General features: G+C 39.9%; 11 protein-coding genes. 8 read left to right on the top strand and 3 right to left on the bottom strand.

Going from position 1 to position 18,446, the window contains the following annotated elements:
* Positions 1-140: 140 nt before the first annotated feature.
* The 3 genes from DS2_RS07710 to DS2_RS07700 form a co-directional block, all read right to left on the bottom strand.
* Positions 141-3,347 carry a TonB-dependent receptor gene (locus DS2_RS07710; RefSeq protein ID WP_051479721.1) on the bottom strand — a complete coding sequence of 1,069 codons (3,207 nt, stop codon included), beginning with the start codon at positions 3,345-3,347 and terminating at the stop codon, positions 141-143.
* A gap of 268 nt (positions 3,348-3,615) precedes the next feature.
* A complete protein-coding gene (locus DS2_RS07705) occupies positions 3,616-4,320 on the bottom strand; it encodes a 3-keto-disaccharide hydrolase (protein WP_035014133.1) in 705 nt (234 codons plus the stop codon).
* Between the two features lie 18 nt (positions 4,321-4,338).
* Complete coding sequence (locus DS2_RS07700; RefSeq protein WP_051479720.1) at positions 4,339-5,820, bottom strand: BNR-4 repeat-containing protein; 1,482 nt, start codon at positions 5,818-5,820, stop codon at positions 4,339-4,341.
* Positions 5,821-6,016: 196 nt separating this feature from the next.
* Between DS2_RS07700 and DS2_RS07695 the strand changes: the two genes are divergently transcribed.
* From DS2_RS07695 to DS2_RS07660, 8 genes are all read left to right on the top strand, one after another.
* Complete coding sequence (locus DS2_RS07695; RefSeq protein ID WP_035014131.1) at positions 6,017-6,898, top strand: hypothetical protein; 882 nt, start codon at positions 6,017-6,019, stop codon at positions 6,896-6,898.
* Positions 6,899-7,082: 184 nt separating this feature from the next.
* The gene (locus DS2_RS07690; protein WP_035014129.1) at positions 7,083-10,199 is read left to right on the top strand and encodes a TonB-dependent receptor; all 3,117 of its coding nucleotides are present in this window, start codon (positions 7,083-7,085) and stop codon (positions 10,197-10,199) included.
* Between the two features lie 184 nt (positions 10,200-10,383).
* Complete coding sequence (locus DS2_RS20815; RefSeq protein ID WP_035014127.1) at positions 10,384-10,716, top strand: hypothetical protein; 333 nt, start codon at positions 10,384-10,386, stop codon at positions 10,714-10,716.
* A gap of 274 nt (positions 10,717-10,990) precedes the next feature.
* A complete protein-coding gene (locus DS2_RS07680; protein ID WP_035014125.1) occupies positions 10,991-11,965 on the top strand; it encodes an NACHT domain-containing protein in 975 nt (324 codons plus the stop codon).
* A 137-nt stretch (positions 11,966-12,102) separates the two neighbouring features.
* Entirely contained in the window at positions 12,103-12,417 is a 315-nt protein-coding gene (rhaM, locus tag DS2_RS07675; RefSeq protein WP_035014123.1) for an L-rhamnose mutarotase, read from the top strand.
* A 488-nt stretch (positions 12,418-12,905) separates the two neighbouring features.
* Positions 12,906-14,321, top strand: a complete 1,416-nt coding sequence (locus tag DS2_RS07670) for a sulfatase-like hydrolase/transferase (protein WP_235188561.1) — start codon at positions 12,906-12,908, stop codon at positions 14,319-14,321.
* 73 nt (positions 14,322-14,394) lie between these two features.
* Positions 14,395-15,618 carry a glycoside hydrolase family 88/105 protein gene (locus DS2_RS07665; protein WP_035014122.1) on the top strand — a complete coding sequence of 408 codons (1,224 nt, stop codon included), beginning with the start codon at positions 14,395-14,397 and terminating at the stop codon, positions 15,616-15,618.
* A 16-nt stretch (positions 15,619-15,634) separates the two neighbouring features.
* Positions 15,635-18,415 (top strand): alpha-L-rhamnosidase, encoded by a 2,781-nt coding sequence (locus DS2_RS07660; RefSeq protein WP_035014121.1) that lies wholly within the window; start codon positions 15,635-15,637, stop codon positions 18,413-18,415.
* Positions 18,416-18,446 lie beyond the last annotated feature (31 nt).

Below are 18,446 nucleotides of genomic sequence, written 5' to 3'. Positions count from 1 at the left end.
TATGAGATTCACCGTTAATTACCATGTGTTAGCAAAATTAGGTACAAGCATTTGAGCCTATTGAACTAAAAAAGCCCAACTATTGGGGATCTCATCCGCAAGCTAGTTGGGCTTTTGCTAAATCACAGTGTCGGCTGAAATTAGAATTTCAAACTAAAACCTGCTTTTAATACACGGCCTTCGTATTGCAAGCTATGTATCGCGCGCTCGTCATATCCGTAGTAGTCGGTACCTACCTCATCTGTTAAGTTAAACGCTTGTAAGTTAACACTGAATTTATTGCTAACTTTGTACGAGCCTGAAAAGTCTAAACGGCTTCTTTCAGAGCGGGTTCTAGTACCTGTGCCCAAGAAAGAGTTCGCGCCAGCTAATTTCTGCTCGTCACGCCAGTTATAAGCCAAACGTAAACTTAAACCATCGTTTTCCCAATAACCAATTAAGTTATATGATTTTGGTGAAACGCGCGGAAGTTCATTTTCGTCACCACTTTGTCTAAGTTTAGTAAAGTTAAATACACCACCGAAACCATTCCAAGGGTAAGGTAAAAAGTCGAGTTTTTGTTGAATAGATAATTCAAAACCTTCAACTTTTAACTCACCGTCGGTGTTAATAAGTCTATCAATATTAACTTCTCTTTGTTCTGAATCAGTTACTTCGCCTGTTGTAGGGTCTATGATATTGGTAAACGCGACCTGCTTACATTTTCCATTCGCTTCATCAAAGTATATTTCCCCTGCAAATTGACTAACGATAGGGTCTGAATTGTTTTCTGGGCAATAAAGATTTAAGTCACTCTCAAACAAGTTGGTAATGTTTTTTTGGAAAAAACCAACTGATATAGCACTACCTTCACGGTTATACCATTCTAAAGACAAGTCATAATTGTCAGCTTCATAAGGTCTAACTGTGGCTGAAGGTAAGTCAATCTCTACTCTGTTTGTATATTGACCTACTTTAGGGCTAGGCAATTGCGCAACTAAGTTTGGTCTAACCATGCTCTCGTAATAAGCAGCACGTAATATCACATCATCAGATAATTCAAACGATATATTCGCCATAGGTAAAGTAACGTTGTAGTCGTCTTTAATGATAAAAGGTTCAACTGCATAAGTTGCTATTTCATTACCTTTTGCGTCCAATACTGCTTGACCATTTTCGTCCTTTAAAAAGTCTTGCGCGATATTAACCGCATCAAATTTATTAGCCGTTTCGACATAACGCACACCTAAATTACCTGTGTATGCTATATCAAGTGGTAATTCACCTGAAAAATCAGTTGTCACATAAAACGCACTAACATCTTGCTCAACTTCAAAATTCTGGTTTGCTTGACTGGCGAAACCAGTATTATTGATTCGATCCCAGAAACCTGAACGATTTCTTTGTAAATTAGGGTCAATAGTTGTAACACCGTTTGGTAAAACAAGGTCATTTCTATCTGTTACTATATTTGTTTGTAAAATTTCAATGGCTTGCTCATTGTTAATTGTCACCCACCCATTTGTGTGGTCAAAAGAGCCAGGAATTTTGCCATTAAAAAATGGTGCTTGCTGAGCAGATAATACGTTTTCTGTGGATAAATATGCGCTGCCAACATTAGCTGTATCAATACCACCAAAACCTTGTAGCTGGTCTAGGTTGCTAATGGTTTCTTGAGAAAAACGTGCACCAAATTTAATTGCATCAAAACGTAATGCATCACCTAAACCTAGTTCAATAAAACGTTTAGCGTTTGCTTCAACAGCTGTATATTTGCTATCTAAATCACGCACACGACCATTAATATTAGCTTGTAATGTTCGCCCTTGGTTTAACTCATCACGAGAAGTAATGTTCGAGCTACTTGCTGTTGGTACTGACCACTCAAGTTTGTCGTAAACATAAGGCACGGCTAAACCACCTGACACTTCAATTGAAGCTAGGTCACCATTACCGGTATTTATCGTACCGTTAAAGCCTGTTGGTGCAAATTTAGCGTTGTTACTGCCCACATGAGAGAAGTTAAGTCCAATATTTTCAAATTGGTTAGAAGCTTCTGAGTGCGTTAATTTACCGTCAATTACCCAGTCGTCTTTGGTGTAATCAGCATATAAAATCACTCCAGCTGTTTTTTCGACAAAGGTCGTTTTACGGTTTTCAATTTGGTAACGGCCATTGCTAAAGTCGATGTTAGATACCACAAATGCTTGTCCGCCAGCGCAGTCTTCTGTTACACAAGTGTAAGCAAATGGTGCTGTGTCTAAATCTAAGGTTACTTGGCTGTCAATCCAATCGCTGGTTGCAGGGTTAGATTTATGTAAACCAAGCTCATAGTTAGTGGTTTCTTTCGTACCATTATCTAGTTTGCGTTGTGACGCTAAAATATGTGCACCAACTTTTAAGTTATCAGTCGCTTTTAACTCAATATTACCTGAAAAAGACGCACGATTACCGTCGCTATATTGAGTAACGTTACGGCCTCTATGTGGTACTCGAATTTCAGCATTGTCACCTAATACATCTGCCCACTTAGTTTTATATTCTGCTAAGTTAGTTGCTCGTGTGTATAGTGTTGGAACTTTAACTTTTTGACCATCGACTGTTTTTGTAATGTCGATTATTTGATCTTCTACATTTACGTAATCAATAACGTCAAAAGTATCGCGTCTAAATTCTTGCTCTGAAGCACTAAATTTAAATGCAACTGCTAGTTTGTCTTCAATTAGGTGTTTGACACCATATAATTTGATTTCTGGCGAGACTGCATCAGCTAATTCTTCATAAATAGCTCCGATACTAAAGCCTGCAGTGCCATCTTTTTTGGCTAATGCACGTTGTAATTTTTTATCAACAATACCTGCCATACCACCTTCTTGCAGGTCAGCTGTTGGAGATTTAACAACGGTGACACCGTCAAACACGCCAGCTTCGAATGAAGAAAATGGATTTGCTGCACCCACTTTATCAGGGCCGCCTGCTGCAGAAGGTACAGCAAAAGATTGACCAAAAGCAGTTGTTTTAACAAAACCACTGCCTAAACCACGCAAACTAATGGTTGATTGACGGCCTTCGTCACCTGAGTTTAATTGCACACCTGGCAAAGCTTGTAGTGCTTCACCTAAGTCCAATGCGGGTAATGCGTCGATATCTGATGCTGAAATCGCATCGACAATTGAAACTGCTTCACGCTTGGTATTCAATGCGGCTTCCAATGAACTACGAACACCAGTAACCGCGATTACTTCCGTGTCTTCTTCTTGTGCAGTTTGCGCTAAAGCCGAACTACTAATTGACAACAACCCAACTGTACCGAACGCAACAGCAATTTGATTCAGTTTGAATGTGCACAAGTTTACTTTTTTTATCATTTTTATGACCTCGAAATAAAGAGGGGTGGTTGTTAACATTTTGTTGGCAAAATGTTTGTTGGTTTTCGATCGCGATTTTAGGTCAAAAAATGCTTTTGGCAATCAATTTAGATCAATTTTTAGGAATATAAAAGCATATAAAACACGTTTATAATAACTGAAAGATCGATTGTGTGATTAAAGTGATTTGTTATGGTTGAATTTGCTGGTTGGGTGATTGGCTGTTTAGTCGGCTTTTTTACCCGATAAACAGCCAATTTGTTACAAATTAAATAGAAGTGAGCTGGATATTGCGAAATCTAATTGCGCCACTACGGTCACCACTTTTACTGTAAAGCTTGCTACCGTGGTGTTGTATACCAATATGGCCTTTTGACTCTTTTAAATCGATAACATGTGTGGTCAAAACTCCGTTGACGAATATTTTGATTTCAGTACCGATTGCTTCGATGCGGTACTTGTTCCATTGCAGGTGCTTGTATGCATTTGCTTTTTCATCCGTCCAGGTCGGTGATTTGTTTAGTTTAAAATCACTATCTGGATGTGAGCGTTCAGGGTGAATTGGATGTAACCACTTTCTTCGACCCTGATCATACAAACCGCCGCTCCATTTTCGATCGCTTGGATCAACTTCTGCTTGGTATCCGTATGCTTCTAAGCCTTTGCCACTTTTGTGCGGACGAGTCTGAGCTCTAAATATAAAACCAGAGTTTGAGTACTCTTCAACATCAGGCATGAGTATTTCGGCTTCTAACACAAAGTCGGAATATTGTTCTTTTGTTAAAAAGAACCAGTTGCCATGTGAAATTAGGTGTATTTCGTTATCAACGATTTTTGCTTCACCATCGGCATAAACATTATGCCAATGGGTTAAACTTTCACTCAGCAATACGTTTGGTTTTTTCTGTGACGTATTTAGGCTGCAACTTGCCAGCAATATAAACAGGCTTGTAAAGGTCAATTTTTTAAGCATATAAGTTGTGTCCTATGATTATTTATAGTTTTCCAATCGTTGTTTATCTTTTAGGGTTAACACGTCAGCTTGGCTTTTGTCGCGCATGATCGGCCCATTGTCACCTATCAGGTATACTTTATTCCAACTCGAACCCTGTGGTTTTTCAGCGACTATCATGCGAGCATCAGGGTGAGCATTTTCAATGAGTGCGGTGAGCGCCCAGCCTGCTTTTTGCTTGCGGAGTAATTCTTGTCCTTTTACAAAAGTATTACCGCCATCCGTGCTATTAAAGTAGCTGAGTATGGCTTGCTCTTGTTCTTTGTACCCTAATATAAAACTAACTTCATTGGACGATTTAATCATAAAATCACCGCGTGTGTCTGTGTTGTCAAGCCGAGCTTGTGTATTGACCGGCTTGCCGCCAACCCACTGACTGCCTGTCCACTTAAAATAGCTGGTTTGTTTTGGCCCACCTGTTTTGGCGCCTAAATCTTTACCGATATTGATGCCAATATGCGGATAACCATTTTCATCTAAATGTGCAGAGCCGTTAAAAGTCCAATCTTTGCCAGTACTGGCAACGAGCGTATGTATATCCGCAGCTTCCTTTGTTACTGGTAACTGTAACGCTTTGCCATTAACGTTTTTCCACTCACCGGTTTTGGTATTAAACACCATATAATAAACATTATGTCTTTCGGTAGTATGGCCGCGACCATTATTTGCTTTATGGTTCCAGCAAACGTGGTAGTCGTACGAGATAATAATGTCGTCGCCATGGCCTTTTGTTACCCAAGCATACCAGCTGTCATCTGCTGCAATATCCTTGCGTTTCTTATGTTTTAAAAATGATACGGCTGGACCAAAAGTTCGTCCATGGTCGGTTGATTTTTGATAAACCCAATCACTGCGATGTGCACCGTGGCGATAGAACAGGTAAATATCACCATTGTCCATTTTGACTGCTTGGTTATAAGTACCAAACGGGGTGATGTTGTCTAATTCTTCCCACTCAGTGATATCGTAAGGACGTTTGCTCACTGCGTGTTTATTACCACCATAATGTATATTGCCTAAGGGGTTTTTCCCATGACGTTTGTCGCCGCCATGCCCACCAAAAAACACATGTATATAGCCCAAGTCATCAATAATCATGGTTGGTTTTCCATGGTTATCTATTTTTTTAGGTTGTTCTGCATCTTTACCTAGTTCACTTATACCTGCTTTAAATGGACCAAGCCATTGACCGCTATCGTGATTGTAGGAAGCCACATATGGGTCTTCTAAAGGCCCTTGATAAGACACATAAGTAATGCCGTTTTTGTGAATTCCCGCTGGATGTTGCACCACGGCTAGTGAGTTGCCAAGTGCATTGTTGGCAAAATATTCGACTTTTACCTTGGTATTTTCGGCTTGGCTGAGAGTATTTGCTGTACCTCCGCAGCCAAACAATAAAATGCTTGTCGCAAAAAGAGAAGCAAGTGGGATGAGTGAACGTTTGATACGTGGATTTTTCATATTAATTCTGTCAATCAAAGTTTGTCAATATTAATCAAATATAACATACTGTAACTCATTAAATAGAGTGGTTGTAACAAAAAAATTAGTAAAATGTTGTTCAGATTGCTGAGTTTTATTTCTGAAGCGGCAAAATATAATTTGTGAACTATAATTTAAAAGAATTTTTATCATTGAACTCGGAGCGAGCGAGTATATGTTTGGTTGGCTTAAATCGAGTATTATGCTTTTACTAGCAAGCTTGAATGTTTGTTATGCGCAAGATGTGGTCTATCGCGGTCTGGGTGTATACAGAGATGCTTATCATACAGAATTGTTACAAGCCATTTTAAATACGGCAGAATCTGACCAATATACTGCAAAAAGTTATCCACTTTCTATACCCCATCAGCGCGCCTTTGAATTATTAGTCGCACGAACTGATATCGATATTATGATTGGCTATGCGACTCAAGAAAGATTAGATGCATACCAAGCCATTCAATACCCGATAATGAAGGGACTAAGTGGTTGGCGAGTGGCCTTAGTACATGAAAACCAATTGGATACCTTAAAAGCAGTCAAAACGCTTGAACAGTTAAAAGCCTTTAAACCAGGGATGTTTCATACTTGGACTGACAATCGAATTTTTGAGCATAATGGCATTAGTCCGGTAAAAGGTGCACATTTTATCGGTTTGTTCCGCATGCTGCACAAACAGCGCTTTGATTATTTTCCAATGTCTATTCTAGAAGCAGCTCGTGAGGCTGAGTTATACAAACAAGAATATAAGTTATCAATTGCTGTAGATCCGCATGTATTAATTACTTACCCAGTGTGTTTTTACTTTTATGTGGAAAAAAACAACCATAAATTGGCCAGACTACTTAACAGTGGCTTTGAACAAATTATTCAAACAGGTGAATTTGATAAAATTTTTGAAAAACATCACAGCCAGCTAATTAAGAAGTTTTTAACCGGTGATCGTAACATTATTCGCCTAGTGAACCCCCTATTGCCTAATAGTGTACCCTTAAACCGACCTGAGCTTTGGGTGCATTATCAATACACTGATTCCCGCCCAACAACCCTATATTAACTTTATAAAATCTCTGCTGAAGTATTGAAATAATTTAGTTTTTTATTTTATTGGTAAAATTGCCTGACAATTTGTTGCGTATATGAACATTTTGGACTAATTTTGTTATTTGGTGGTTGAATGTGATTTGTTTTGTGATTAGATCAAACTGCTGGATCACAATTTAAAACATGGGAATAACATTATGAATAAAATATTTAACAAAAGAGCAAGTGTGGCGGTTGCTATTACTGCTGCATTAAATGGATACACTGGTTTAGCTATGGCCCAATCAAGCACGGGCGCCGAAGAATCTACCGAAGTTATTGAAGTCCAGGGTATTCGCAGTGCCCTTGCCAGTGCCCTCAATCAAAAACGTGATACCACAAATATCACTGAAATTATCAAAGCTGAAGATATAGGTAAGTTACCTGATAACAACTTAGCTGAAGTACTTGAGAATGTTACAGGCGTACAAATAGACCGAACAAATGGTGTTGGTACAAGTGTGCAAATTCGTGGTACCGATGCGAACCGAGTTGAAATTAATGGCGTATCAACGGTAAGTTCGGGCAGTGGCAGAACAGGCATTAGCTTTGAAGATTTACCTGCAGCTCTTATTGCTGCGGTTGAGGTTACAAAAGCGCCTACTGCCAAAACAGTTGAGGGCTCTGTTGGGGGGACAATCAACTTAAAAACTTTACGGGGCAATAGCTTAAGAGAACGTTTGACTCAAGTTAAAGTACAAATGGAAAATAGTGACTTAGCTGACTCAACAACTCCAAAAATCTCCGCAACCTATGGTGATAATTGGGAAACTGGATTGGGTAAGCTGGGTCTTGTTGTTACAGGTAGTTACGCAGAGCAAGACGTTGCATCAGCAAACCCTCGTTTTGACCGAGACAGAGTTGTAATGCCAAATTCAGGCAGAGCAAGTGCACGATCTGAACCATTTCTTCGTACACAATTCTTAGATCAGCCTCTGAACGCGAAAAACTATGAAACGAAAAATTTGACAACCTCTATTGAATTGAAACCCACAGATAATTTCAAAATCTACCTTGACGCTACTATCAACGATCAAGAAAGTGTAAATACTAACTCTAGAGCATACTTTTCAGGTACTGGCGCAAACCCAGTAATTGACAACACTAACAATACTGGCTTTGAAAAAATTGATTTGGGTTCGTTAGACGGTGCGTACGGTCCAATTGATTTAGGGGAGGTTGAGGTTGTTACTAGCGGTATTTTGGGCGTAGGTGTATCTGATGATGGCGAGGTTATAGACCCTAACTTACGCGTTGGTAATAACAGTTCAGCTCGGGTCACAGAAAGTCGTGTGTTTGCCTTTGGTAGTGAGTACAGAGCAGAGTTATTAACTGTTTCAGCCGAAGTTTCATATTCCGACTCAGAATCGAATAACCCCTCTTTAAATTCTGAATTAGACTTCGTTAACCCAAGGGGGCCGCAGGTTTCTGCCGATACACGTAATGATAACGGTACGCCCGCTGAATTTAGAATTGCAAACAACCGTTTTGAATTTGGTATTGCTCAGGGGTTGCCAGAAACACCAACTACTGAACAATTGTTGAACCCTGCCAATTATGCATTACGCTCTGTAAATGAAGGGTTTCGATATAGAGAAGGCGCAGAAACAGCCGCGCGTTTAGACTTGAAATACGACATTGCAGACACGAACCCTATTTTCACTGAAATTCATGCTGGTGTGCGTTGGAACAAAAGCACTAACATGACAAGAAGCGAAACATCTCGAAACAGTTTTGGTAACTGGAATCGTCCTAGAGCGAATTTATTCTCTGAAATCGTTGTTCCTGGAGCCAGCAACTTCAACGGTGCTGACGGGCGTGAGCTATATGTTAAAGACTATTTAATAATAGACAATGGAGTTTCATTCAATAATCCAGCTTACACTAAGCAGGTAATTAATTCTGCCATCACCGCAAACAATAAACTCATTGACCCAGATTTCGATGAAAGTCAGTACAACACCATGAGTAAAGATGAACTCGAAGCTGAAGGGTTCAACGCATTATTGGTACCAATGGCAGCTGAAGATACTCAGTTTTTTGATATAGAAGAAGAAACTACGGCATTTTATATCCAAAGTAACTATGATTTTGAGTTAGGTAGTATGCCATTTATGGGTAATTTAGGGGTTAGGTACGTATCTACAGAAATTAATTCTTTAGGTAATGAATTAAGTGATGGCGCTATAAAACCTAGAGTTGGTACATCAAGTTATGACTTCGTGTTACCACGTTTTAATTTAACCGCAGAAGTCGCTGATGATATGTTGGTTAGACTTGGTATTGGTAAAGACTTACGTAGACCTGACTTTGACGACTTGTCTACATCTGCTTCGTTTGGTGGCAGCGCTTCAGCACCTGTGAATGTAGGTAATCCCGATTTGAAACCAGAGCAAGTATGGTCATATGACTTGTCGTGGGAATACTATTTGTCACCTTCCGCTTTGGTTAGTGTAGGTTTATTCCATAAAGAGAGAACAGATTTACACGTAACAATTGAAGAGTCTCCTGAAGAACCAATAGGGTCAACGGGACAAATAGAACGTGACACGACTGCACCATGTGAGGGCGGCGGTATTTATAATCCTGTTGTACCTTGGGAAAACTTCAATGTATTCTCTAGCGTTCAAGGTGAAGACGGTATCTGTGTAGCCAAGCGTAGTAAGTTTAACGCAAATGGCACGCAAACTCAGTCTGGTGCTGAGCTTGCCGTTCAATATGACTTATCTGATTTTGAAGGTTCATTGGGCTGGGCTTCTGGTTTCGGTATTATCGCAAACTACACTTACCAAGAAGCTGGTGAGGGGTTAACTGACTTTTATCGCGCAACCAGTATTGAGAACCCGGACAAAATTTCACCTAATGCTATCGACACTATGTTAGGGCGAGATGACTGGTTTGGTGCAACTGAAACGACTGAAGATGATCCTGTTACTTCGCGTGTTCAGCCGCATAAATTGTCTAAGCACTCGTACAACTTTACATTATTTTATGATAAGCATGACTTAAGTGTACGTATGCGATATACATGGCGTGATGCGTTCACAGAAGAATTGAGCAGAATGCGTTTCAACATCCCTCCTGTCGTTGGGGCTCGTGGTCAGCTGAACATGAGCGTTAACTATAAGATTAACGACACATTTAGCTTTGGTATTGATGGGGTTAACCTAACTCAGGAAGATAGAACACGATGGTGTTTCAATGAAAACACTTTGTTGTGTGAACAAAGTTTGACAGACCGCAGGGTAACAGCAAGTTTGTCTGCTAAGTTCTAACCTTTAGTTTAGCTGTATAAACCACAAAAGGCGTTGCTACAAGCAACGCCTTTTTCTTATCTAAGGGCTAGAGCCTGAATTCACAACTAAACCATTAGACAAAAAATAATTTGTCAGAAGGTTTGACAAAAAAATATTTTGTCACCTAACTTAACAAATAATAATTTGTCAAGTTAGGTGGGTTATGAAAAATGTCGTTGGTCAAGTTGTTCGTAAAGCTGATTTTTGGAGCGCAAATTCGAACTGGAAGATATGTGGCATAAAAATAACCTCTATATCCATAGAAGGTGTTGAGTTTGGCGATGGTGATGTGCTCGATTACAAAGTCGCGTTTAAACGCCTTATAAAGGACTTAGATCAGGATAAAAAACTGATCATTATGATAGACGAATTTGCCCAAACCATTGAAAACATCATTCAATATCAAGACGTACAGAATGCTTTATCGCTGTTAAAAGCACATAGAGAATTAAGGCAAGATACTGAGTTGTCGACCAAGCAATCAATAATGCGTTAGATAACCGCAATCATTTTGAAAGTTGGCAAAGCAAACTGAAAACAGGTTTAGAGAAAGATGAATACCTGTTTGCGAAAGAAGTGCTGAACACAATTTCTAACGACACTTATATCAACTCGCTCGACATCAGCAACATGGCGAGTAAACATAAGTTAGATGAAAACAACGCGCTCGAGAACATACAATCGCTGGTGTATGACGGCTATTAATAATAACGACGACAGCAGAATTTATAAATTTAACTCTCCAATTTTAAGAATGTGGTGGAATAAAAATGTCGCTAACTAATCAGTATTCCAGATTTAAATACAGCCCTGATCAAATCGACGAGCAAGAGTTTTTAGCCAAATTTGTAGTACGTAATCACGACTTTGATGAAATATTTGAAGACATTCAGCAAACTGATTTTAGCGTACCGAGTCAGCACTTTATTATTATTGGTCAACGTGGGCAGGGTAAAACCACCATGTTGCGTAAAATACAATTATCGGTGCAAGCTGACGGAGAGCTTGCAAAGTTCCTATTACCAGTAAAATTTACTGAAGAACAATATCAAATTCGTTCACTCAGCCGTTTATGGGAAGAAATAGCCGACTATTTACAATGCTTATATCCAAGCGAATTTCCGCATATTTTGGATGATAGGGAAGAGTTGTTTGATGATGCTGACTATGACGATAAAAGTTTCAGTTACCTAGAAAACGCGATAAACCAACAAGATAAAAAGATATTGTTGTTAATAGATAATATTGATGAATTACTCGGTAAGTTAAAAGAGAAAGAGCAGCGCCGGTTACTAGAAATTTTATTGTCGTCAGCCACGTTTAAAATTGTCGGCGGCTCAACCAAAATGCTTGAGCAACAGTTTGATTATGGCAAACCTTTTTATGAATTTTTCAAATTAGTCAAACTAGTGGGTTTAACTAAACAAGAGTGTTTTGATTTTCTAGCGTGTTTAGGTAATGAACAACAGCAACAAAAAATTGCGCACATAATTAAAAATAATCCAGAGCGCATTGAAACATTACGCGGATTAACCGGCGGTGTTCCGCGCACTATGGAAATGCCTGAGTATAATTTAAAAGATAAATACAAACCTGTTTGGTATGCACTCATGACGCTAATGCAAGATGAATTTCCACATGAGATAACTAAGATGGGATCTGAACTCGAAGAAAGCGTCAATGAAGTTTTGCAAACGGTTGAAGAGTATAAACACAAGTATAAATTGCAGGTTGAACGCTTGTGATTATAAATACTTTGTGTGTGATTAAAGTTGATTGTTATAATGTTTGGTGAAAGCATAAAAGAACTATGCTGATCTAATTATTATTGTGTGCAGGGCTGAGCTTTGTGTATGACTTTTCAAGTTTTTAGAGGTGATATGTGGAAAAACTAGCGTTTACAATGAAAATTTATCCTGGCCAAGCGGCTGAATATAAAAAGCGCCATGATGAAATTTGGCCTGAACTGTCAAATGTGCTCAAAGATGCTGGCATTAGCGACTACTCAATTTTTTTAGATGAAGAAACCTGTGTATTGTTTGCTGTTTTATATTGTGAATCAAAACAAAAGGTTGACGCATTACCCTCGAATCCTGTAGTACAAAAATGGTGGGCTTTTATGGCGGAGATTATGCAGACGAATGACGATAATTCTCCTGTCAGCAAACCGCTTAAACAGGTTTTCCATTTAGACTAAAATAAAAGCAAATAGACATATTTTGACTTGACGTGATTGTTTTTGATGGTATTATCCTCGCCAGACTTGCTACTCTGTCGTGTCATCAACAAGCGAGCCTGCTTTTTGTTTGTTGATGTTGTAGCTGTCTTCAGGGATTCAGTGGTTCTGGAACAGTTTAGTCCCTGAATGAAGGTGATTGGATAGCCTTCATACTATGTGTGTGTGAGGCATGGACGCTTCTTTTTTTCCTTCCTTTATTAGTCGCTTGGCAAATTTAGTCTAAACTTCTTCTTTTGAAATTTGCGTTCTTTAATCATAAAGACATATTTTTTAATTTAATGGTCAAAATAAATCACTAGCAATCAATTTTTATCTTTAAATTTGGTTGAATTAATGTAATATTAGTTAACATAAGCTAGTTATTGTTTGGTTGGGTTGAGCATTTTGTAAACACTTTGTCTGTTCGCAATGATGCTTCAATTTAAGTTAAATCAAAGAGGTATTGGATGAAATTGTATCGTGGCAAAGGCCGTTTATTCGCCTTATGTATGGCTGTGCTTTTGGCTGCACCAGCTGTTTTACAAGCAGCAACAGCAGAGAAGCCAAATATTATATTTATTTTGACGGATGATTTGGGGTTTAACCAAATTGGCGCCTATGGTGACACACCAATTAAAACCCCAAATTTAGACAAAATGGCTAAAAACGGTATTCGTTTTGACAACGCTTATGCAGGTAACACTGTTTGCTCTCCTTCGCGCGTTGCACTGTTTACCGGAAGAGATGGACGTTATATGACCAACAACTCAAACACGGTTGAGTTGAATCATAAAGACATCACAATTGCACACGTTTTGAAATATGCTGACTACGATACAACGTTAATCGGTAAATATTCTATCGGCCAGCAAATGGGTGTAACTGATCCACTGGCTATGGGTTTTGACACTTGGTTTGGTATGTATTCAATTTTAGAAGGGCATAGACAATATCCACAAATTTTGTGGCGCGATGGTCAAAAAATTCGTGTAAAAGAAAACGAAGGTGGCCGCAAAGGTGTTTATGCACAAAAAATCTTTACTGAAGAAGCAATCAAATATATTGAAGCGCCTCGTGAAAATCCATTTTTCATGATGTTAACTTACACATCGCCTCATGCTGAGTTGGGTGTACCAGAAGAGTATAGCAACCAGTATCGCTTTGCTGAAAAAGAATATACAGGGATGAAAGGTGGTAAGCCTGCAGACAAATATGCCGCTTATTATCCAGAGCCAGTTGAAAAGCCAAATGCTGTTTTAGCCGGTATGGTGAGCGCACTTGACGACTATGTTGGTAAAATACTCCGTACGTTGGAAAAAGAAGGTAAATTAGAAAATACTTTAATTGTATTTACGTCTGACAATGGCCCGCATGACGAAGGTGGAGCTTCACCTGAATTTTTCAAAGCTTCAGCGCCGTATAAAGGTCAAAAACGTGACTTATATGACGGTGGGATACACGTACCTATGATCGTTCAATGGCCAGCTCAAATTAAACAAGGCCGTGTTGATAAGACACCGTGGATTTTTGCTGATGTTCTACCGACATTTGCAGATATCGCTGATGTTGATTTAAATATTGTGCCACGAGTGCATACAAATGGTGTATCTATTCGCGGATTATTAAATGACTCGCCAATCGAAATGGAAGAGCGCGTTTTATATTGGGAATTTGCTAAGCAAGTAGGTGATCCTAACTCGGGCATCATTGGTGATACTTATCAAGCTGCTCGTAAGGGTGACTGGAAAGCTGTCCGTTACGGCTTTGATGCCGAACTAGAGTTGTACAACATTGTTAAAGACCCATCTGAGTCTAGAAACTTGGCATCTAAATATCCAAGTACTGCAAAAGAGTTTTTCGATTTATTCGAAGAATATAAGTAATTTGCCAGTTAGATGACGCAGTATAAGGAGATGCTGCCTCACAGATATATGTTGAATGTGAAGGTAAAGTATTATGAAGTTTAATTTAAAAAAATCACTTATCCCAGTTGCTGCTACGCTCGCTTTATTGGGCTGTGGTGCTACTAGTCAATCAAATGACACCAATTCAGTTGCTCCGATTGCAACTGCAAAACAAACTGAAAAACAAATTCATGCTGTTGCTTACGATGTCGCTACACGTGCTGCAAACTGGCAAATGCGCCAATTAGACAATTTATACTATATTCCAGAGTCACATAAGGCGAAATCTGAAAACCCTAAGTTCTGGATTCAAGCTTCGTTTTTTATTGGTTTGACCCGTTGGATTGATACATCAAACGACCAAGCTTTGTTTAAACAAGTTAAAGAAATTGCTGAAGGTGAGAATTACGAATTATTGTTAGACCGTCCTTACCATGCGGATGACCATACGATAGGTCAAACCTACATTTGGTTAGCCGAAAAAACGGGCGAGAAGAAAGCTTACGCAGAAGTGCAAAAATTGTTTGATTGGATTCTAGAGAATAAACCTACCGTCGGTTTAGAAATGCGTGACGAAACTGCTTCTGGACATGGCACGGTTCACCTTGAAGGTAACTGTCAAACTCGTTGGTGCTGGGCAGACGCATTATATATGGCACCGCGTACTTGGATTATGTTGAGCAATATAACAGGCGATCCTAAATATTTAGAATACGCAGACCAAGAGTACTGGGCTGCGGCGGATTATTTATTCTCGGACAAGTACGGCATGTTTTTCCGTGATAGCCGATACTTCGATATGAAGAGTGACAATGGTCAACCTGTTTTCTGGGGCCGTGGTAATGGTTGGGTATTTGCAGCATTACCTCTGATTATTGAAGCGCTACCTAAAGATCATCCGTCACGAGATCGCTACATTGAACTATACAAGAAAAATGCAGCTGGTTTAGTTGGTTTACAAACGGAAGAAGGTTATTGGCCTGCTTCGTTATTAGACCCGAACAAAGTAAAAACCCCTGAAGTAAGTGGTACTGGTTTCATTACCTTTGGTTTAGCTTGGGGTGTTAACAACGGCATACTAACGGATGCAAACACCAAAAAGGTTGTTGAAAAAGGTTGGGATGCGTTAGTCCGTGCTGTTGAGCCTAATGGACGAGTAAATTGGGTTCAGCATGTTGGAAAATCCCCAGATCCTGTTAAGAAAACTGACTCACAGTTATATGGTGTTGGCGCTGTATTACTGGCAGCAAGTGAAATGGCCAAGTGGTCCAAGTAATTAAACAGGTGTATTTGTGGATAGGTTGCGTGTTTTAAGCCGTACATACAAACTGTATGTGATGCTTGTAGGGTTTTGCTGGTTATTGGCCTCTTGTTCATTTAGTTTTGAGCAATTTTCCAATAATGATGCACCGGTAGAACTTAAAGTTGGCGAAGGCTTTGTTAATCCAATTGGCTATTACGAAGCTAAGCCTAGGTTCTCGTGGAAAATTGCCAGTAGCTCGGTACAAAACACGCAAAGCGCCTATCAAATCCAAGTTGGTTCAGCTGTGGAGCAAGGTGAGTCTTTCAAGGCTAACTTGTGGGATTCAGGCAAAGTTGCAAGTGCTGACAATGCTTGGATCCGCTATGCTGGTCAACCATTAGTATCGCGCCAACAACTGTTGTGGCGCGTTCGTATTTGGGATGAGAACAAGCAAGCCTCGAACTGGAGTGAGTTAAACCGTGTTGAACTTGGTTTGTTGTCTAACCAAGATTGGCAGGCCGAATGGATTGCACATCCTGATACATTACAAGTTAATAAACCCTCACAAAAAACGATCGCGACAGCGCAATATTTTAGAAAGCGTTTTTCTGCTGAAAATTCTATTCAGCAAGCTAGACTATATGTAACCGCTAAAGGTTTGTTCAAAGCATTTATCAACGGTCAAATGGTTGCGCCCGATGATGCTATGACCCCCGGCTGGACGCCTTATGCAAAAAGAATCGAAACCCTCACTTATGATGTGACTGACTTGCTTTCGCAAGGTGAAAACGTATTGGCTGCAAACCTAGCTGGTGGCTGGTATGCAGGCCGAGTGTTTAAATTTACTGACAAAGAGCATAAAGTCACACCTGAGTTTTTAGCTCAATTGGAAATTATTGATGAAAATGGTCTGCGGCAGGTCATTACAACAGATAACAGTTGGCGTGTAACCCAACAAGGGCCCATTCGGTTTTCAAGTATTTACGATGGCGAACTTTATGACCAAAACAAGCAAATGTCGTCCTGGGCTCAAGTGCAGTTTGACGATAGTGCTTGGCAAACTGCTGCGGCAAATCAACTCGATTTTAAAGTTCAATTGGCACCTAAACGCCATGCCCCCATTCGAAACGTTGCAAGTTTAGAGCCTGTTTCGATTATTACCAACAACAATAAAGCCGTAATATTTGATTTTGGTCAGAATATGGTGGGCGTACCCAAAATTAACGTGCCGGCGTTGGCAAACCAAGCCATAACCATAAGGTTTGCCGAAGCCCTACATAAAGGCGAATTTTACACAGAGAATTATCGCAGCGCTAAATCGACCGATATTTTTATTCCTGCTGCGGATGGGATTGCTGAATATCAACCAAGGTTTACTTACCATGGTTATCGATACGTTGAAATTTCGGGGTTTGATCCCAATGCAGCACCGAGCAAATCATGGGTAACCGCAGTTGTTCAACATTCTGATGTAGAGGTCGAGCAAAACTTTGTAACGTCTCATGCCAAGTTAAATAAACTTGCTCAAAATATTCGCTGGGGCTTAAAAAGTAATTTTTATGATATTCCATTAGACTGTCCGCAACGTGACGAGCGTTTAGGCTGGACTGGCGATGCTCAAGTATTCACAACTCCTTCAATGTATATGGCTGATGTTTACGCATTCTGGGCGGCATGGCTACAGAGTGTGCGCGAAGAGCAATTTGAAGATGGTGGTGTGCCGCTTTATATTCCGTTTGTTGAATGGATAAATTGGCCTTCATCGGGTTGGGGTGATGCAGCGACCATAATTCCATGGGAGCTTTATCAAATGACGGGTGATACCAGTATTTTAGCCGACAACTATACAATGATGACGCGTTGGTTAGACTATCACAAAAGCCAAAGCGATGAATTGATATCTTCAATGAAAACCTTTGGCGATTGGTTGCAGCCTTATCCAGATCCTGCTGCGAAAAACCCGAATCGTGGTGACACTCGTTTTGACTTAATTTCGACTGCTTACTTTGCGCGCTCGGTTTATTTAACCGCACAAACGGCCAGTGTGCTTGATAAAAGTGCAGATGCGACACGTTATCTGGCATTGTTTGAGCGCATCAAGCATGCGTTTGTCCATCACTTTTTTGACGAGAAGTTGAATGTTAAACAGGGCCAATCGACACAGACCACTTATTTATTGGGGTTGGCGTTTGACTTGTTTACAGGTGAGCAAGTTGCAATCGCGCAACACAAACTAATTGAATTAATCGAACAAGCTGACGGTCATTTGCGTACTGGGTTTTTAGGTACACCATTATTAGCACAAGTATTACAAGAAGCAGGCCGTAGCGACATTGTTTACGATTTGATATTTAAAGAAACTTATCCTTCTTGGTTTTATTCCATTAACAATGGAGCGACTACAACTTGGGAAAGGTGGAATTCTTACTCAATCAAAGATGGTTTTAACCCAGAAGGGATGAACTCATTAAACCACTATGCATATGGCAGCATTGCTCAATGGTTTTATCAAGGGATTTTAGGTATTCGAGCCAAAGTTGCTGGGTTCAAGCAGGTTGAAATTAAACCTCAAGTGTTAGGTCAGTTAGATAGTGCTGAAGGATTTTACGATACGCCAGCTGGCAGAATTAAAGTCAGTTGGCAGTTGAATCTGCAGCAGTTCACTATGAATGTATCTATCCCGAAAAACACGAGCGCAGACGTTGTAATACCAGCGTTTCGAGCGAACACTTTAATGATTAATCAACAATCTGGCAAGTCGGCTGACTTGAGCAATCTTCAGCCCGGTGAATATCAAATCTCAGCGGCATTGACTAGACAGGCACCTTAGGGGTCGTGTCGCATTCTGCTATTTGGGATGA

This window comes from Catenovulum agarivorans DS-2 (assembly GCF_000568405.1).
GTDB lineage: Bacteria > Pseudomonadota > Gammaproteobacteria > Enterobacterales > Alteromonadaceae > Catenovulum > Catenovulum agarivorans_A.
Note: the sequence above shows the minus strand (reverse complement) of the source record. Positions and strands in the feature narration are given on the sequence as shown.